Consider the following 17,458-nt stretch of genomic DNA (forward strand, 5'->3'; position numbering starts at 1 on the left):
AGTGCTAAAGGGGTTTCCATCGAAATTTTTTCGATCGCGTTTACCCTGAGGAAAAAATCGTGAATATCCCTATTGAAGCTTTAGCGCAGCTCGTTGGTAACTCGCCTCAATTCATGCTCCAACTGACGGACGAACAGCAGAAAAAACTCCGACGTTTTATTCACAAACGCGTGCTTAACCCCGAAGATGCCGACGATATCCTGCAACTCACCTACCTGGAGGCATGGCGCAACAGGGAACGATTCAGTGGTCAGGCGAGCCTCAGCACCTGGATGTGTGGCATTGCGCAGAACCTGGTCCGCAACCACTTCCGACGCCTCTATGCCAAACCGGTGCATTGCGAATTCGATGAGTCGCTGTGGCATGGACAGGAGGAAAACAAAAACCTGGATTGGGAGTTCGAAATCAACCGCAGACTGGAGAAAACCCTGAGCGCCATCGACCACCTGCCTGCAGAAATGCGCAAGACGCTGTACGCCTCACTGGAGACCGACGGCAGCTATCAGGACACTGCCAACGCGTTGGACATCCCCATCGGTACCGTTCGTTCACGCCTGTCTCGGGCGCGCGAACACCTTAAACGCGTCACGTATAACCCGCTGCAACCGTAAGCGCCTGGGAGCAAGCGTTGGGCGGCAGGGATATCTGCCCAACCGAATGTAAAACGAATTTCTTTAATAACGCCTCTGCAACGATCCCCTCTCTCGCCTCGTCTTCAAAGATGCCCAACTCGAAACTACCGGCCAATCAAAGCGCGTCAGCCGCCCTGCTCGATCGCCGCGCACACCTGATCGCCCGTCTTCAGCGGCGCCAGCTCCGGTTAAACAATTGAAAGCGTAGAAAAAATCTCAACAAAAGTGCTTGACGCATTCTCGTTCTGCGCGAATAATGCGCGCCACTTGGCTACGTAGCTCAGTTGGTTAGAGCATAGCATTCATAATGCTGGGGTCCGGGGTTCAAGTCCCTGCGTAGCCACCAAGTACTAAAAACGGCTTACCGAAAGGTAGGCCGTTTTTTTATGCCTTGAGAAAAGTGCCTGAAGCGCACAAAAACTTCCCAACTGTATTTTGACGCCCTCCAACCCCACTGTTAGTGTCCTGCCTCCCCCACATGGAGCGCCCCACGGTGAAACTGGACATCTACCAAGTCGACGCCTTCAGCCAGCATCCGTTCGGCGGCAACCCCGCAGCCGTCTGCCCGCTCACCGAATGGCTGCCCGACGAGCAACTGCAGAACATTGCCGCTGAGAACAACCTCTCGGAAACCGCGTATTTCGTGCCCCGTGGCGAGCACTATGAGTTGCGCTGGTTTACCCCTTCAGTTGAAGTCGACCTGTGCGGCCATGCCACGCTGGCGGCAGCCTGGGTATTGTTCCATGTGCTGGCGGATGCGCCGCAGGTGCTGCGCTTCGCCACTCGCAGCGGCGAGCTACGGGTGACGCGCCAGGGCGAAGAACTGGCAATGGACTTCCCGGCCCGGCAACCCGAACGCTGTGAGCCGCCCGCCGGACTGCTGAGCGCGTTGGGGATTGAGCACGCCGAGGTATTCAGCACCGATGACTACATTGTGCTGGTGAGCGACGAGGCTCAAGTCGCTGCACTGACGCCGGATTTTGCAAGCCTCAAGGGCTTGCCCAAGCGCGGCATTGCCGTGACCGCCAAAAGCACGGGGTTTGATTTCATCTCGCGCTGGTTCGGGCCGAATGTGGGCGTCAATGAAGACCCCGTCACGGGTTCCGCGCACACGTCACTGGCGCCATTCTGGGCGGCACGCCTGGGCAAATCGCAATTGACTGCCGAGCAGGGCGGTGCGCGCAAGGGCCAGTTGCGCTGCGAGCTTGAGGGTGAGCGCGTGATTATTTCCGGCAAGGCGGTGCTGTACATGCAAGGCACGATTTACCTGTAAAACGCACGACCCAAAGGACGGTCGAGCATTCTCAACGTAAACGGAGTTCAACACGTGTTTTCAATTTCCCGCCGCCCTTTGTCGATCATCGCCGCAGCCTTCGCCCTGTCGGCCTGTCACACCGCGCTCAACGAACCGCCTCCCGCACCGGAGTCGGGATCGGGTTATCGCAACGACCTCACCCTGCGCCATGCCGAACGCCACATGGCGGCCGCCGCGAACCCGCTGGCCGCCGAAGCCGGGCGGGAGATGCTGCGCCAGGGCGGCTCGGCGATTGACGCGGCGATTGCCATGCAAGCCGTACTGACCCTGGTGGAGCCGCAGTCGTCCGGCATCGGCGGCGGCGCATTCATCATGCTGTGGGACGGCGAAAACGTGCACGCCTATGACGGTCGCGAAACCGCGCCAGCCGCAGCGACCGAGCGTCTTTTTCTGAACGCCGATGGCACCCCGATGGCTTTCACCGATGCCCAGATCGGCGGGCGCTCCGTCGGCACACCCGGTGTGTTGCGCGCATTGGAGATGGCGCACAAAAAGACCGGGCACCTGCAATGGGCCAAACTGTTCGAGCCGGCCATTCGTTTGTCGGAACAGGGTTTTGCGATTTCCCCACGGTTGCACAGCCTGATCGCGGCCGACCGTTTTATTGCGCAGTCGCCGGACATGGCCGCCTATTTCCTGAAGGCGGATGGCACGCCGAAAGATACCGGCACTGTGCTGAAAAACCCGGCGCTGGCCGCTGTGTTCAAACGCATCGCCAAGGAAGGCCCGGACGCGCTGTACCGTGGTCCGATTGCCGAAGAAATTGCGCGCAAGGTGCAGAGCCACCGTAATGCAGGTGGCTTGTCCAAGTCCGACCTCGCGGGTTACGTCGCCAGGGAGCGGGCGCCGCTGTGCACCGACTACAAGCGCTGGAAAATCTGTGGCATGCCGCCGCCGTCGTCTGGCGCGATTGCGGTGGCGCAGATCCTCGGCACCTTGCAGGCGCTGGAAACCCGCGACCCGCGCCAGGCCCTCGCGCCGATGACCCCGGTCAAGCTTGCCACCCCGGCCGGGTTCGAACCCACGCCGCAGGCCGTGCACCTGCTTGCCGAGGCCGGCCGCCTGGCGTTTGCCGACCGCGCGCAGTATGTGGCCGATGCGGACTTTGTGCCGGTGCCGGTTGCCGGTCTCGTTGCGCCGGATTATCTGGCGCGGCGTGCCGACCTGATCGGTGAGCGCAGCATGGGGATCGCCAAACCGGGACAGCCGGCGGGCATCCAGGTGGCCTACGCGCCGGACCGGTCGCCGCTGCGCATTTCCACCTCACAGGTGGTGGCCGTGGATGACCTGGGCGGCGCCGTATCGATGACCACCACGGTGGAAGCGGCCTTTGGCTCCCATGTGATGGTCCAGGGCTTCTTGCTGAATAACCAGATGACCGACTTTTCGTTCATCCCCGAAGAGCACGGTCAGCCGGTTGCCAACCGTGTGCAGCCTGGCAAACGTCCGCGCTCGGCCATGGCGCCCACACTTGTATTCGACCGCCAGAGCGGTGAATTGCTGGCCACGCTGGGCTCGCCAGGCGGCTCGCAGATCATCGAATATGTGAGCAAGACGCTGGTGGCAATGCTCGACTGGAACCTTGACCCGCAAGCCGCCATTAACCTGCCCAATTTCGGCAGCCGCAATGGCGCGACGGAACTGGAGGCCGGATTGTTCAGCCCAGGCACGAAAAAGGCATTGAAGGAAAAAGGCCATGCACTGAGCGAGATCGACATGACCAGCGGCGTGCAGGCGATTGTTCGCGCGCGCGATGCCCAGGGAAAAGTGTCGCTGAGCGGCGGCGCGGACCCTCGGCGTGAGGGTGAAGCCTTGGGTGACTGAGCTAAGGCCATAAACTGTGCAAAACCTGCTCCCCCATGTGGCGAGCAGGCTTGTCCTGCGTTGGGGTGCGAAGCGCCCCCAATCGAGCAAAACGCGGTGTACCCGATACGGCTCAGCGCCTGGCTTTGGGGCTGCTGCGCAGCCCAACGCAGGACAAGCCTGCTCGCCATAGGGAATCTGCGCTTAACTGAACGGCATTAGGGCAAGCCCGCTCGCCACACAGCTGTCAGCGACTGATCTTCAAGCCCTTGCGTCCCGCATGCCGCTCCAGCGCCAGGTCGATCAGCCGGCTCACCAGTTCGCTGTAACTCATCCCGGCAGCCTGCCACAGCTTGGGGTACATACTGATGCGGGTGAAGCCGGGCAGTGAGTTGACTTCGTTGATCAGTACTTCGCCGTCGTCCGTGAGAAACACGTCAACCCGCGCCAGCCCGGCGCAACCCAGCACCTCGAACGCCTCGACCGCCAGGCTGCGAATGCGCTCGCAGGCTTCAACGCTGATATCCGCCGGCACCACCACCTGCGCGGCATGCTCGTCGATGTATTTACTGTCGTAGGAGTAGAAGCCGCTGCTCACCACGATCTCGCCGCAACCGCTGGCAATCGGGTGTTCGTTACCCAGCACCGCGCATTCGATTTCACGGCCACTGACGGCGGATTCCACCAGCACTTTTTCATCAAACCCGAGCGCCAGTTCTACCGCGGCGTGGTACTCGGCTTCGTCGGCAACTTTGCTGACGCCCACCGACGAGCCCTGGTTGGCGGGCTTGACGAACATCGGCAGGCCGAGTGTGTTCACCGCCGTGGCAAAGGATGTACGCGCCGCGGTGCGCCGGGTCAGCGTGATGAACGGGGTGACGGCAATGCCGGCGTCACGCAGCAGACGCTTGCTGATGTCCTTGTCCATGCACACCGCCGAGCCAAGCACGTCGGCGCCGACGAAGGGCAGGTCCGCCATGCGCAACAAGCCTTGCAGGCAGCCATCTTCGCCAAGGGTGCCGTGGACGATGGGGAAAATCACATCGATAGGTGCCAGCAGCCCCTGGCCGGAGGTTTCCACCACTTGCTGGCTGGCCTTGCCAGGCACGACCGCCAGCTCACGATTGGATTGGTTGAGGGCGATCAGGGCCGGGTTTTCCTGATTGATCAGAAAGTCCGAGGTGTCGTTCAGGTGCCAGTGCCCGGCCTTGTCGATCCCAATGAGGATCGGCTCGAAGCGCGACCGGTCCAGGGCATCGACGATGTTGCGCGCCGATTGCAGCGACACTTCATGCTCAGCCGATCGGCCACCAAAAATAATACCTACCCGCAACTTGCTCATGACCCGGCCTCAGTGTTGAACGTAGGGCTTCTTACCATGGGCTCTGCCCCTGCACAATCGTTCAAGACCCGCACAGACAAGCAGCGGCAGACTGGGTTAACGTCATTCCATCTCTTCTCGTGGCAATCATCATGGGTAAATCAACCGCCCCCCTTGACTGGCTTCACCGCGCGCCGCACGCCAGCGGCCTGGACCGTATCGAGGCATACTTTGCCGGCTTTGCGTTCGACCCGCATCGCCATGACACCTACGCCATCGGGCGTACCTTGTTTGGCGTGCAGAGTTATCACTACCGCGGCTGCATGATCCACAGCCTGCCGGGCACAACCATGGTGATTCATCCCGATGAAACCCATGACGGCCGCGCCAGCAGTGTGGAAGGTTTCAAGTACCGCATGATTTACGTGGAGCCTGCGCTGATCCAGCAGATTCTCGGCGGCCGGCCACTGCCGTTTATCCACAGCGGCCTGTCGACTGATCCGCGTCTGTTGCGTGCCAGCGAAGTGCTGCTGCAAGGCCTGGACTGCCCGATTGGCCCGATGCAGGAGCAGGATGCCCTGTTCGACCTGGCACATGCGCTGAGCGCTGCGTCGGGCGCGATCATCAGCCGCAAATCCTTCGACTATGTCGCCGCCGAGCGGGCCCGGGAATTTATCCACGGGGCCCTGGGCCGCAGCATTACCCTGGATGAAATGGCCGACCATGCCGGCCGCGACCGCTGGGCCCTGTCGCGGGATTTTCGCCTGCTGTTCGGTACCAGCCCCTATCGCTACCTGACCATGCGTCGACTCGATCTGCTGCGTAACCTGCTTGCCCAGGGCCAGTCGCTGGTGGATGCGGCGCTGACGGCAGGCTTCACCGACCAGAGCCACATGACCCGACAATTTCGCAGCACCTACGGCATGCCGCCGTCGCGCTGGGTGAAGATGCTGGGCCGCTGAGACTCAAGCGGCATCACTTCATGCGGCATACGCCCATCACTTGATACTCCAGGGTATTGAGCTTGCCGACCGAATCCCAATAGGTCATGCGCGACGGCACCGCGTTGCACGAGCGAATTGGCGGCGAGATGTTGACCACCTTGGCAATATCCAGATTCATGCCGTAGCGGTACACCTGCACCTGAGGTGCCGGCAGGCCTCTTTTCTCAGCGTAAGCCGCCATGGCGTCCTCGTTACCTTCCAGAAGCAACGCATAAGTGCGCTTGCCGTCCGCCACTGCGCCAAATGACAGCATTGCAAAGAGCAATCCCAGGCCAACTGTCTGTAAGTTCATCACACGTCCCTCGACTGAAAAGTTCAGCGTCGAGACTATCCAGATCACCCTTGCGACAGGTTCGCTGCAAGATTACTTATTTGATAGATAACAGTAACTTTCCAGGATCGTAATGTTTGCGCCACTCAGTCGTTATTCGTCGTTTGCAACTATCGCTCTGGGCACTACAACGCCCACTCTCATAAATAAGAAGCTGGTTATTGCCAGACCCAGGAGCGAACATGAATATCCTCAACATGACTCTGCCTCTTTCGTTATGCGCCGCGTTGCCGCTGGCAGCGGTAGCGGCACAGGAGCATCCCGAAGGCTTTATCGAAGGCAGCAGCGTCAAGCTGTTGATGCGTAATTTTTACTTCAACCGCGATGATCGCAATGGTCGATCCAGCCCTACCGGCAATGGTTATTCCGAAGCCTGGGCCCAGGGCCTGATCGGCAAATTCGAATCCGGCTTTACCCAGGGCACCGTGGGCTTTGGCCTGGACGCGTTTGCCATGCATGGCCTCAGGCTCGATTCGGGCAGGGGCCGCAGTGGCGGCAAGGGCTCATTCAGCGTAATGCCGGTAGACAGTAGCAACCGCCCGGAAAGCACCTACAACAAGGTGGGTGGTGCGGCGAAACTGCGCTTTCTGGACACCGTGATCAAGGCCGGCGATGTGTTCCCCGCCACGCCCGTCGTGGCGGCCGGCGACTCGCGCGTGTTGCCGGAAAGCTTTCGCGGCGTCACCGTACAGAACACAAGTATTGAAGGCCTGAGCCTGCAGGGCGGGCAATTGAGTGGCATGAGCCAGCCCTCCCAGAGCGGCCGGAACAAAGAGTTCGCCACGTTTTACGCGGGCAAGGTCGATTCACCCTGGGTTGGCTATTTCGGCGGCGATTACCAGTTCAATCCGCACCTGAGCGCGAGCGTCTATGGCAGTCGCCTGAAGGATGCCTGGGACCAGTACTACTTCGGCACTACCGCCAGCTATCCACTGGGCGAGGACGTGTCGCTGTTTGGCAATTTCAACTATTACAACGTGAAAGACGAAGGCCGCAAACTGCGAGGGGAACTGAACAACAACATCTGGAGCGCGCGCCTGGGGGTGAGGGTCGGCGCCCATCGTGTGACCGTTTCTCACCAGCGCAACAACGGCGACAACGACTTCGATTACCTGCGTCAGTCGGATTCCAACATCCTCGAAAACTCCATGCAGTACAGCGACTTCAACTCGCCCAAGGAGCGCTCATGGATGGTGCGCTACGACCTGGACATGCAACCCTTCGGCATCCCCGGCCTGTCGTTCATGACCCGCTACGGCAGAGGCTCGGGCGCCGACTATAGCAACGCCAATTCGGTCTATGTGCGCAATGATGCGGCAGGCAACCCGCTGACCGGGCAAAGCCGTTGGGAACGGGATGTGGAAGCCAGGTACGTGGTGCAAACCGGCAATTTGAGGGATTTATCCCTCAGGCTGCGTCAGGCCACCATCCGTTCAAGTGCGTTCGACGCAGACCTGGAAGAAGTTCGCCTTATCGTCGAATACCCATTAGCCATACTTTGAACCGGCGCCTTACATTCATTTACCGATGCCCTATATCTGCTGACGCGCTCAAGTCTGTCAGAACTGTAATATCGGACTCACCTTCTCGTTAAGTTGTAATTTTTAAACTCGCTTACTCGACATCCTTCATCTCTGCGGCTTTTGTATAGCTCCTTTGGAACAGAGATGAATATTTACGCCCCCGCCGGGGCGTTTTTTTTGCGTTGAACTTCAGCGGCCAAATGTCACACCTGCCTTACATCGCTTGACCCTAAAGCCTCTTCACGTTTGAGACTTCCCCTACAGCTTACTCAGAGCCTTTTGTGAGGCCATATCATTTCCCTATTCTTGAAGGAAAATCCCTATGCGCATCCTGGTTGTTGAGGACGAGCAGAAAACCGCCGACTACCTGCAGCAAGGCCTGACCGAAAGCGGTTACGTCGTCGACTGCGCCGCCAGCGGCATCGATGGCTTGCACCTGGCGCGGCAACACAGCTACGAACTGGTGATCCTCGATGTCAATTTGCCCAACACCGATGGTTGGGGCGTGCTTGAGCAATTACGCCGCGACGGCAACCAGCGAGTGATGATGCTGACGGCACGCGGGCGTCTGGCAGACAAGATCAAGGGCCTGGACATGGGCGCCGACGACTACCTGGTCAAGCCCTTTGAATTTCCTGAATTACTGGCCCGTGTGCGCACCTTGTTGCGCCGCAGCGAACACATCCCGCTGCCGGAGGTGCTGCGCGTCTCGGACCTGGAGCTGGACCCGCGAAGGCATCGAGCGTACCGCGGCAACCGACGTATCGACCTGACCACCAAGGAGTTCGCCCTGCTGCATGTATTGATGCGCCAGACCGGCGAGGTGATGACCCGCACGCAGATCATTTCCCTGGTGTGGGACATGAATTTCGATTGCGACACTAACGTGGTGGAAGTGTCCATCAGCCGCCTGCGCGCCAAGGTCGATGACCAGAGCGAGGTCAGGCTGATTCATACCATTCGCGGCGTGGGCTATGTGCTGGAGGCACGCCAATGAAAACCAGCAGCTTGTCGACGCGTCTGGGGCTGATGGTCAGCCTGATGGGCGCGGGCCTGGTGCTGCTGCTGGCGACTCTGGCCTTTCTGGTGCTCGATCACGAACTGGAAAAAATGGCGCGCAAGAGTCTGGAAAACAAGATGGAGCTGATTCAGCACAGCCTGACCATGAATCTCAACACGCGCGAGATTGCAACGCGCAACCATCCTCTGCCGGACCTGGTGATGGGCCACGATAATTTCTACCTGACCATCGTCGGGCCATTGCCGACCGCCGACGTGTTGCTCAGTGTTGGCACCAGGGTTCAGGCACCCTTGATGACAGACTTTACTGCCAGTGAAACCCTTGGCTACCTGACATGGGCCGACGGGCGCGGCAACCAGCAGCTCGGTGCCTCACGCCTGATGCGCCTGCGCAGCGGCGAAAATGTGCGGGTGCTGCTGACGCGAGACCGTGCCGATGACCAAGCGCTGCTCAGTGCCTATCTGCGCTCCACCCTGTTCGTGCTGCCGTTGCTGCTGGTGCTGATCGGCCTGGGTGCGTGGTGGCTGGTACAGCGCGGGTTGGCACCCTTGAAGCAGTTCAGCCACGTCGCGGCCAAAGTTACCACCCAGGACCTCACGCATCGTCTGGCGGTGGACAACCTGCCAAAGGAGCTGGCGCAGGCGTTCAACGTAATGCTCGACCGGCTGGACGCGGGGGTGCAGCAGCTGTCGCAGTTTTCCGACGACCTTGCCCACGAATTGCGCGCGCCGCTCACCAACCTGATGGGCAAGGCCCAGGTAACCCTCTCGCGCCCGCGAGTGCCAGAGGCCTACAAAGCGGCGCTGGAGTCCAGCGTGGAAGAGCTGGAGCGCCTGGCACGCATCGTCTACGACATGCTGTTTCTGGCGCAAGTCAGCCATCCGTCCGCCCGCGCGTCGTTCACCACGGTGTCGCTGGCGCAGGAAGCCGAGCGGGTAATGGAACTGTTCGCCTTCAGCGCCGAAGAAAAGCAGCTGAGCCTCTCCCTGAGCGGAAATGCCCAGGTACAGGGTGACCGCCTGATGATTCAACGTGCGCTCTCGAACCTGCTGTCCAACGCAATTCGCCATAGCCCGGAGGGTGGGTACGTGCCTCTGAGCGTAGAAGCAGGCGCCGACAGCATCTGCGTATTGGTTAGCAACGCGGGGGCAGGCATCGAAGCCCATCACCTGCCGCATGTGTTCGAGCGTTTCTACCGCGCCGACAGCAGCCGCGCGCGCACCGAGGGCGGCACTGGCCTGGGCCTGGCCATCGTGCAGTCGATCATGACCCTGCACCAGGGGCAGGCCGACGTACACAGCCAGCCAAGTGGATTTACGCAGTTTCGACTGGTGTTTCCTCGTCCTTGCGGTGCGCCCACTGATACAGCGCCGGCAGCACCAATAATGTCAGCAACGTTGATGAAATGATCCCGCCGATCACCACCGTGGCCAACGGCCGCTGCACCTCGGCACCGGTGCCGGTGGCCAGGGCCATGGGGATGAACCCAAGAGACGCCACCAGCGCAGTCATCAATACCGGGCGCAGGCGCGTCAGCGCACCTTCGTTGATCGCTAGCGCCAGCGAATACCCTTCTTCGCGCAGATTGCGGATAAAGGCGATCATCACCAGGCCATTGAGCACCGCCACGCCAGACAACGCGATAAATCCCACGCCCGCCGAGATCGATAGCGGGATATCGCGCAGCCACAGGGCCATGATCCCGCCGGTCAGCGCAAACGGAATCCCGGTGAACACCAGCAAGCCGTCCTTGATGTTGTTGAACATCATGAACAACAGGCCGAACACCAGCAGCAATGCCACCGGCACCACGATGCGCAGCCGCTCGGAGGCCTCCTTCAGTTGCTCGAACTGGCCGCCCCAGGAGGTCCAGTAACCTGCGGGCACTTTCACCTCGCCGCTGATTGCGGCCTCGGCTTCTTCCACAAACGAACCGATATCGCGCCCGCGCACGTTGGCACTGACGATTACCAGGCGCTTGCCGTTCTCGCGACTTACCTGATTGGGGCCCAGTACCAGGTCGAGGCTGGCCACCTGTGACAACGCGATAAATCCCAGTTGCCCGGAAGGGCTGCCCGCCAACGCCGGCACCGGGATCAACAGGCGTGACAGCCCGTCGATATCGGTGCGCAGCGTGTCGGACAAGCGCACGACCATGTCAAATCGGCGGTCACCTTCGTACAGCGTACCGGCCTTGCGACCACCGACTGCGACGGCAATGGTGTCCTGCACATCACCGGTATTGAGGCCAAAACGCGCCGCCTTTTCGCGGTCGATATTGATCGTCAGCACCGGCAGGCCGGATGTCTGCTCTACTTTGACTTCCGAAGCGCCATCAATCCCGCGCAGGGTCCCGGCGATCGCGCCGGCGGTGCTGTTGAGCACCGCCATGTCATCGCCAAATACCTTCACCGCTACATCGCTGCGCACGCCTGAGATCAGCTCGTTGAAACGCAGCTGGATCGGTTGCGAGAGTTCATACGCGCTGCCCGGCACTATTTCACTGGCGCGCTGAATATCGGCGATCAGTGCCTCACGGGATTTGTTGGGGTCGGGCCATTGCTCCTTTGGCTTGAGCATCAGGTAACTGTCGGAAATATTCGGCGGCATCGGGTCGGACGCAATCTCAGCCGTGCCCGTACGCGCGAACACCCGCTCGATTTCCGGCACTTGTGCCAGCAAGGTCTTTTCCAGTTGCTGCTGCATCTGCACCGATTGCGTGAGGCTGGTGCCGGGCACGCGCAAGGCCTGCTGGGCGAAATCGCCTTCGCTGAGACTGGGGATAAACTCGCTGCCCATCCGGCTGGCCACCAGACCGGTGCCGACAATGGTCAGCGCCGCCAGTGCGAAGACCAGCGGCCGACGCGCCATCACCCAGTCCAGCACCGGCGCGTACACCCGACGCGCGCTGCGCATCACCAGATTTTCCTCTTCCTTGACCTTGCCGGTGACAAACAGCGCAATCGCCGCCGGCACGAAGGTCACCGACAGGATCATCGCGCCCAACAGGGCGATGACCACAGTGAACGCCATCGGGTGGAACATCTTCCCGGCCACGCCGGTGAGGGCAAAGATCGGCAGGTACACCACCATGATGATCAGTTGCCCGTAGATCAGCGCCCGCCGCGCTTCCTTCGCGGCGGCGAATACCTCGTGCAGGCGCTCGCTGCGGGTCAGCAGGCGGCCGTGTCGATGTTGCGCATGGGCCAGGCGGCGGATCGAGTTCTCGACGATCACCACTGCGCCGTCGACGATAATGCCGAAATCCAGCGCGCCAAGGCTCATGAGGTTGGCGCTGACTTTGTAGGTGAACATGCCGGTGAACGTGAACAGCATCGCCAGCGGAATGACCATCGCAGTGATCAGCGCCGCGCGGATATTGCCCAGAAACAGAAACAGCACCGCGACCACCAGCAGCGCCCCTTCGAAGAGGTTGCGCTTGACCGTGGCAATGGCTTTTTCGACAAGGTTGGTACGGTCGTAGACGGTAACCGCCACCACGCCTGCGGGCAGCGAACGGTTGATCTCCTCGAGTTTCTTCGCCACCGCCTGGGACACACTGCGACTGTTCTCGCCGATCAACATGAACACCGTGCCCAGCACCGCTTCGCGGCCGTTCTCGGTGGCTGCGCCGGTGCGCAGTTCGCGGCCGATCTCGACCTGCGCCACATTGCGCACGCGAATCGGCGTGCCCTCCGTCGAGGTGATGACGATATTGGCAATATCCTCGATGGACGCCACCTGCCCCGGTGCGCGGATCAGCAACTGCTCGCCACTGCGTTCGATATAGCCGGCGCCGACGTTGGCATTGTTGCGCTCCAGCGCCGTGACCAGGTCGTTCAATGTCAGGTTGTAGGCCGCCAGGCGCTTGGGGTCCGGGGCGATCTGGTATTCCTTGGCGAACCCGCCAATCGTATTGATCTCCGCCACGCCCGGCACGTTGCGCAGTTGCGGCTTGATGATCCAGTCCTGGATCACGCGCAGGTCCGTCGGCGTGTAGGGCGTGCCGTCCTCCTTGCGGGCGCCCTCCTCGGCCTCCACGGTCCACAGGAAAATCTCCCCAAGCCCGGTGGAAATCGGCCCCATGGTGCTCTCGATGCCTTCGGGCAATTGATCGCGGGCCACTTGCAGACGCTCGTTGACCAATTGCCGGGCAAAGAACAGGTCGGTGCCGTCCTTGAAAATCACCGTCACCTGCGACAACCCCGAACGCGACAACGAACGCGTCTGCTGCAGGCCCGGCAACCCGGCCATGGCGGTTTCAATGGGAAAGGTGATGCGCTGCTCGGTTTCCAGCGGCGAGAAGCCCGCCGCCGCCGAGTTGATCTGCACCTGCACATTGGTGATGTCGGGCACGGCGTCGATGGGTAATTTCTGATAGCTGGCGATGCCGACACCGGCCATCAACAGTACCGCCAGCAGCACAATGATGCGCTGCTCGATGGCGAATTGAATAAGGCGCTCAAACATGAAAAATCACTCGCGGAATCAATGGCCGTGTTCGGCCGAACCTTTGCCCAGTTCGGACTTGAGGATAAAGCTGCCGACCGTCGCCACCTGCGCGCCTGCGTCGAGCCCCTGGCGCACTTCGACGTAGCCGTTCTCGCGCATGCCCAGCTCCACATGGCGGGTGATGAAGCCGCTCGGGGTACGCTCGAATACCGAAGGTTTGTCCTCGACCGTCTGGATCGCCTCCTGTGGCACGGTGACGCTGGCCTGCGTGGTGTCGGTGGCCAATTGCACGCTCACAAACAGGCCCGGGCGCCACGCGCCGTCAGGGTTGGGCACGCTGACACGCACAGTGGCGGTACGCGTCTGTTCGCCCAGCAGGTTGCCCACATAGGCCACGGTGCCTTGCACCCGAGTGTCCATTTCCGTGGAGCTGACGATCACCGGCTTGCCAGCGCGGACCTTGTTCAAGTCCTTTGGAAAGACCCCGAACGTGACCCACACCTGGGACAGGTCCGAGAGGGTGAAGGCGTTGCTGGTCTCACTGACCACTTCGCCGACACCCAGATGTTTTTCCACCACCACCCCGGCGAACGGGGCGCGCAGTTCATAGCGATTGCCGCCGGCCGAGCCCGCGTTGCCGCTGAGGGCGGTCATCTTCTGGCGGGCGTTATTGCGCGCGATCTCGGCCTCCGCCAACGTCTGGCGTGCGAGCAGGTAGTCCTGCTCGGCAGAGATTTTGTCCTGCCACAACTGACGTTCGCGCTGGAAGGTTATGCGCGCCAGCTCGACCCGCCGCTCACTGGCGGCCAGCTCGCTGCGTTGATCGGAAATCTGCTGGCTGGCAATCACCGCCAGCAACTGCCCCTGCTTCACCGATTGGCCAAGGTTGACGCTCACCGACTCCACCACACCCGCCGCGCGCGGAATAATGTGCGAGGTACGGTCTTCGTCAAAACGCACTTCGCCCGGCAGTGTCAGCAGCGTACTGATCGGACGGGACTGGGCCCTGGCAAGCTGAATACCGGCGGCCTGGACCTGCTGTTCGGTGAGTTCAAGCGTGCCCTCCTCCTCGTCGCCATCGGCAAAGCCGGCTACCGGCCAGGCCAGTATCAGGGCGATGGCAAGCGCCACACCGTGTGGTTTGTTCATGGGTTGCTCCTGAAAAATCAAAACTGGACGAGATCGCCGTATATCCGTTCGAGGCGCACCCAGGCGTCGATCGCCTGGGCGGTGGCCGTCAGGTACTGGGTACGGGCGGCAATCAAGGTGCGCTGGGCGTCGAGCACGTCGAGGAAGTTGAACTTGCCCATCTCGAAGCCACGGGTCGCGCTGTCCACGGCGCTTTGCGCGGCGGGCAGGATTTGTTGGTTGAAGGTGTGCACTTCGGTATTGGCGGTTTGCCACAAGGCCAGGGCCTGAAGGGTTTCGGCGCGCAGCCGCAGTTCGACGGCGTTGCGCAGGTCGCGCGCCTGGTCGGCGCGGCGGTTGGCGGCGAGCACGTTGCCCTGGTTGCGGTTGAACACGGGGATCGGCATCGAGACGCCAACGAGATTTACGCGCTCGCGCGTGCTGGCGTCGTACTGGCTGCCAATGGACACATCCAAATCGGGAATACGCTGGGCTTTCTCCAGCGTCACGCTGGCTTCGCCCTCGCGGATACGCAGTTCGGCCAGTCGCAATTGCGCAGTTTGCTCGACCCGTGCCAGCAGTTGTGCGCGGGGCGGCAGCGACGGCACGGGCCGGTTTTGCGCGGCGACAGCGTCGAAGTCCGGGGCGGCGCTGCCGGTGCTGGCGGCGAGTTGGCGGTAGGCATCGTTGAGACCGACCTGCGCACGATTCAGCTCCAGGCGAATCTCCGACAATTGCACCTGTGCTCGGGTGGCTTCCACCGGCGACGACTTGCCGGCGGTAACCCGGCCGTTTGCAATCACCAGCCCGCGCTCGGCAAGCGCCAGGGAGCGTTGCGCCAGATCCAGCCGTTCCTGGGCACGCAGGGCGCCGTAGTAGCGGTCGATTACATCGGCGCGCAGGCTGTTGCGCTGCTGCTCCAACGTCAGCGCCGCAGCGACCTGGGCCTGGGTCGCCAGGTCAATCCGCGCACCGCGCTTGCCGCCCAGTTCAAGGGTCTGGCTGAGCTTGACGGTGGTGGTACGGGCATTACGGCGCGTGTCTTCGACGTCCCAGGAGGCAACCGGATTGGGGATCAACCCGGCCTGCTGGCGACCGCCGCGGGCGATATCGATTTCCCATTGCGCAGCTGCCAGGTCCGGATTGTTGGCAAAGGCGGTCTGCAGCGCTGCATCGAGGGTGAGGGTTTGCGCCTGGGCAACACTTGCGGTTATCCACAACGCAGCAGCCCCCAACAATGTTCCAACGGTAATGTACATAACGACAGTTCCACGCCCATGAAGTCGCTGAGGGTTCCCAGCGAGGGCAATGTAGCTATCGCGACTTATCAGGGGGGTGGAGGCAGGATTACAAACCTGACAGGCAAGCGGTCGGGCATACACGTAGTCATGTTCATCGTAATGGGCCACGTGCTTTCGACCTGCAAGGTGGCGTGGGAAATATCAACTGTTCGCGCGGCCACACCCGGAAACCGATAGCGGCCGCCTTATAAGGTATGCTCGCCATCAGAAACATAAAGAAACATATCAGCCAAGCCGTTCGCCAAGGAGTCCCGTTTTGGAGTTATCGACTGCCGCGTGGATGTTCCACGACACACGCCTCATGCTCTGCGTCCTGCTCGCCATCGCCAGCATTATCGTGCTGATCAGCGCGACCAGGCTGCCGCCGTTCCTGTCGATTCTGATCGGCACCTTTATCGCCGGCGTCGGCGCCGGCCTGCCGCCGGAGGAGGTTGCCAAGGCCTTCAGCAAAGGCGCCGGGGCGATTCTTGGCGAGGCCGGGATCATCATTGCGCTGGGCGCGATGCTCGGCGCGTTGATGGCCGAATCCGGCGCGGCCGACCGTATCGCCACCACCCTGCTCGGGCTGGGCAAAGGCAAGTCACTGCCGTGGGTGATGGCGCTGGTGGCGATGGTGATCGGCTTGCCGCTGTTCTTCGAAGTGGGCCTGGTGATGATGGTGCCGATCATCTTGGTGATGGCCAAACGCTCGAACCAGCCGCTGCTGAAAATCGCCATTCCGGCCCTGGCCGGCATGACCACCCTGCACGCCCTGATGCCACCGCATCCGGGACCGCTGATCGCAGTGGGTGCGCTGCACGCCGACCTGGGCCTGACCATGTTGCTGGGTTTTTGCCTGGCCGTGCCTGCGGTGATACTTGCCGGTCCGATCTATGGCAACTGGCTGTCCAGGCGCCTGCACGTGGATGCACCGGCCGACATCGGCGCGTTGTTCAGCGCACCGCCCAAGGCACCGCGCCAACCCGGCTTTGCGGTGTCGTTGCTGATCATTCTGTTGCCGGTGATTCTGATGCTGGGCAGCACGCTGGCCAAGGTCGCCCTGCCGACGGAAAGTAGCCTGGGCCTGACGTTGAAGTTCCTCGGCGAGCCGCTGATCGCCCTCGCCCTGGCGGTAATCGCCGCGGTGATCTGCCTGGGCTGGGCCGCCGGCATGCCTCGCGCCGACGTCGGCAACACCTTGCGCAAAGCCATCGCCCCCATCGCGGTGCTGTTGCTGACCATCGGCGCCGGTGGCGGCCTCAAGCAGACCCTGCTCGACGCGGGCGTGAGCCAGACCATCAGCAAGGTCGCCGAAGGCGCGCACATGCCCTATCTGCTGCTGGCGTGGCTGATCGCCGTAGCGCTGCGTCAGGCCACCGGTTCGGCGACGGTCGCGACCACCACCACGGCCGGCATCCTCGCGCCGATGATGGCGGGACTGGCGGCCACACAAAGCTCACTGGTAGCGCTGGCGATTGGCGCAGGCTCGGTGTTCTTCTGCCACGTCAACGACGCCGGCTTCTGGATGGTGCGCGAGTATTTCGGCTTGCAGTTAAAGCAGACGATCTGGGTGTGGTCGGTGCTGCAGACGATTGTTTCGGTGGTGGGGTTGGTCGGTACGTTGGTGCTTTGGCACTTTTTGACCTGA

General features: G+C 61.5%; 13 protein-coding genes and 1 tRNA gene. 9 read left to right on the top strand and 5 right to left on the bottom strand.

The features are described from left to right. Positions 1–59 precede the first annotated feature (59 nt). The 4 genes from ACXX81_RS19245 (at position 60) to ggt (ending at position 3,771) form a co-directional block, all read left to right on the top strand. On the top strand, positions 60–611 hold the full coding sequence (locus ACXX81_RS19245) for an RNA polymerase sigma factor (RefSeq protein WP_209988276.1): 552 nt from the start codon (positions 60–62) through the stop codon (positions 609–611). A gap of 290 nt (positions 612–901) precedes the next feature. Further along, positions 902–978 (top strand) — tRNA-Met (locus tag ACXX81_RS19250). A 147-nt stretch (positions 979–1,125) separates the two neighbouring features. Further along, positions 1,126–1,905 carry a PhzF family phenazine biosynthesis protein gene (locus ACXX81_RS19255; RefSeq protein WP_231423762.1) on the top strand — a complete coding sequence of 260 codons (780 nt, stop codon included), beginning with the start codon at positions 1,126–1,128 and terminating at the stop codon, positions 1,903–1,905. 54 nt (positions 1,906–1,959) lie between these two features. Further along, a complete protein-coding gene (gene ggt / locus ACXX81_RS19260) occupies positions 1,960–3,771 on the top strand; it encodes a gamma-glutamyltransferase (protein WP_231423761.1) in 1,812 nt (603 codons plus the stop codon). Between the two features lie 226 nt (positions 3,772–3,997). Here the strand turns inward: ggt and ddlA are convergent, their stop codons facing one another. Further along, positions 3,998–5,092, bottom strand: coding sequence for a D-alanine--D-alanine ligase (gene ddlA / locus ACXX81_RS19265; protein ID WP_209988266.1), 1,095 nt, complete (start codon positions 5,090–5,092; stop codon positions 3,998–4,000). A 131-nt stretch (positions 5,093–5,223) separates the two neighbouring features. Between ddlA and ACXX81_RS19270 the strand changes: the two genes are divergently transcribed. Further along, a complete protein-coding gene (locus tag ACXX81_RS19270; RefSeq protein ID WP_458572211.1) occupies positions 5,224–6,033 on the top strand; it encodes an AraC family transcriptional regulator in 810 nt (269 codons plus the stop codon). A 13-nt stretch (positions 6,034–6,046) separates the two neighbouring features. Here the strand turns inward: ACXX81_RS19270 and ACXX81_RS19275 are convergent, their stop codons facing one another. Continuing rightward, positions 6,047–6,367, bottom strand: a complete 321-nt coding sequence (locus ACXX81_RS19275) for a DUF2790 domain-containing protein (protein WP_458572212.1) — start codon at positions 6,365–6,367, stop codon at positions 6,047–6,049. Between the two features lie 221 nt (positions 6,368–6,588). On the opposite strand from ACXX81_RS19275, the gene ACXX81_RS19280 reads away from it, so the two are divergent. The 3 genes from ACXX81_RS19280 (at position 6,589) to ACXX81_RS19290 (ending at position 10,359) form a co-directional block, all read left to right on the top strand. After that, positions 6,589–7,908, top strand: coding sequence for an OprD family porin (locus ACXX81_RS19280; protein WP_458572213.1), 1,320 nt, complete (start codon positions 6,589–6,591; stop codon positions 7,906–7,908). A 343-nt stretch (positions 7,909–8,251) separates the two neighbouring features. Further along, positions 8,252–8,926 carry a heavy metal response regulator transcription factor gene (locus ACXX81_RS19285; RefSeq protein WP_209988254.1) on the top strand — a complete coding sequence of 225 codons (675 nt, stop codon included), beginning with the start codon at positions 8,252–8,254 and terminating at the stop codon, positions 8,924–8,926. Continuing rightward, a complete protein-coding gene (locus ACXX81_RS19290) occupies positions 8,923–10,359 on the top strand; it encodes a heavy metal sensor histidine kinase (RefSeq protein WP_458572214.1) in 1,437 nt (478 codons plus the stop codon). The genes ACXX81_RS19285 and ACXX81_RS19290 overlap by 4 nt, the downstream gene beginning before the upstream one ends. Here ACXX81_RS19290 and ACXX81_RS19295 read toward each other — a convergent pair. The 3 genes from ACXX81_RS19295 to ACXX81_RS19305 are packed head-to-tail and all read right to left on the bottom strand — an operon-like array spanning position 10,265 to position 15,789. Further along, the gene (locus tag ACXX81_RS19295) at positions 10,265–13,420 is read right to left on the bottom strand and encodes a CusA/CzcA family heavy metal efflux RND transporter (protein WP_458572215.1); all 3,156 of its coding nucleotides are present in this window, start codon (positions 13,418–13,420) and stop codon (positions 10,265–10,267) included. The genes ACXX81_RS19290 and ACXX81_RS19295 overlap by 95 nt on opposite strands. Positions 13,421–13,438: 18 nt before the next feature. Next, a complete protein-coding gene (locus ACXX81_RS19300; protein ID WP_209988245.1) occupies positions 13,439–14,551 on the bottom strand; it encodes an efflux RND transporter periplasmic adaptor subunit in 1,113 nt (370 codons plus the stop codon). A 17-nt stretch (positions 14,552–14,568) separates the two neighbouring features. After that, entirely contained in the window at positions 14,569–15,789 is a 1,221-nt protein-coding gene (locus ACXX81_RS19305) for a TolC family protein (protein WP_209988242.1), read from the bottom strand. Between the two features lie 298 nt (positions 15,790–16,087). On the opposite strand from ACXX81_RS19305, the gene ACXX81_RS19310 reads away from it, so the two are divergent. Then, entirely contained in the window at positions 16,088–17,458 is a 1,371-nt protein-coding gene (locus tag ACXX81_RS19310) for a GntT/GntP/DsdX family permease (RefSeq protein ID WP_209988239.1), read from the top strand.

The sequence above is a fragment of the Pseudomonas sp. GNP013 genome, assembly GCF_054343995.1.

Coding starts and splice junctions, on each gene's coding strand:
- ACXX81_RS19280 (WP_458572213.1), top strand. CDS start 6,589: ATGAATATCCTCAACATGACTCTGCCTCTTTCGTTATGCGCCGCGTTG.
- ddlA (WP_209988266.1), bottom strand. CDS start 5,092: ATGAGCAAGTTGCGGGTAGGTATTATTTTTGGTGGCCGATCGGCTGAG.
- ACXX81_RS19305 (WP_209988242.1), bottom strand. CDS start 15,789: ATGTACATTACCGTTGGAACATTGTTGGGGGCTGCTGCGTTGTGGATA.
- ACXX81_RS19275 (WP_458572212.1), bottom strand. CDS start 6,367: ATGAACTTACAGACAGTTGGCCTGGGATTGCTCTTTGCAATGCTGTCA.
- ACXX81_RS19285 (WP_209988254.1), top strand. CDS start 8,252: ATGCGCATCCTGGTTGTTGAGGACGAGCAGAAAACCGCCGACTACCTG.
- ACXX81_RS19295 (WP_458572215.1), bottom strand. CDS start 13,420: ATGTTTGAGCGCCTTATTCAATTCGCCATCGAGCAGCGCATCATTGTG.
- ACXX81_RS19290 (WP_458572214.1), top strand. CDS start 8,923: ATGAAAACCAGCAGCTTGTCGACGCGTCTGGGGCTGATGGTCAGCCTG.
- ACXX81_RS19270 (WP_458572211.1), top strand. CDS start 5,224: ATGGGTAAATCAACCGCCCCCCTTGACTGGCTTCACCGCGCGCCGCAC.
- ACXX81_RS19300 (WP_209988245.1), bottom strand. CDS start 14,551: ATGAACAAACCACACGGTGTGGCGCTTGCCATCGCCCTGATACTGGCC.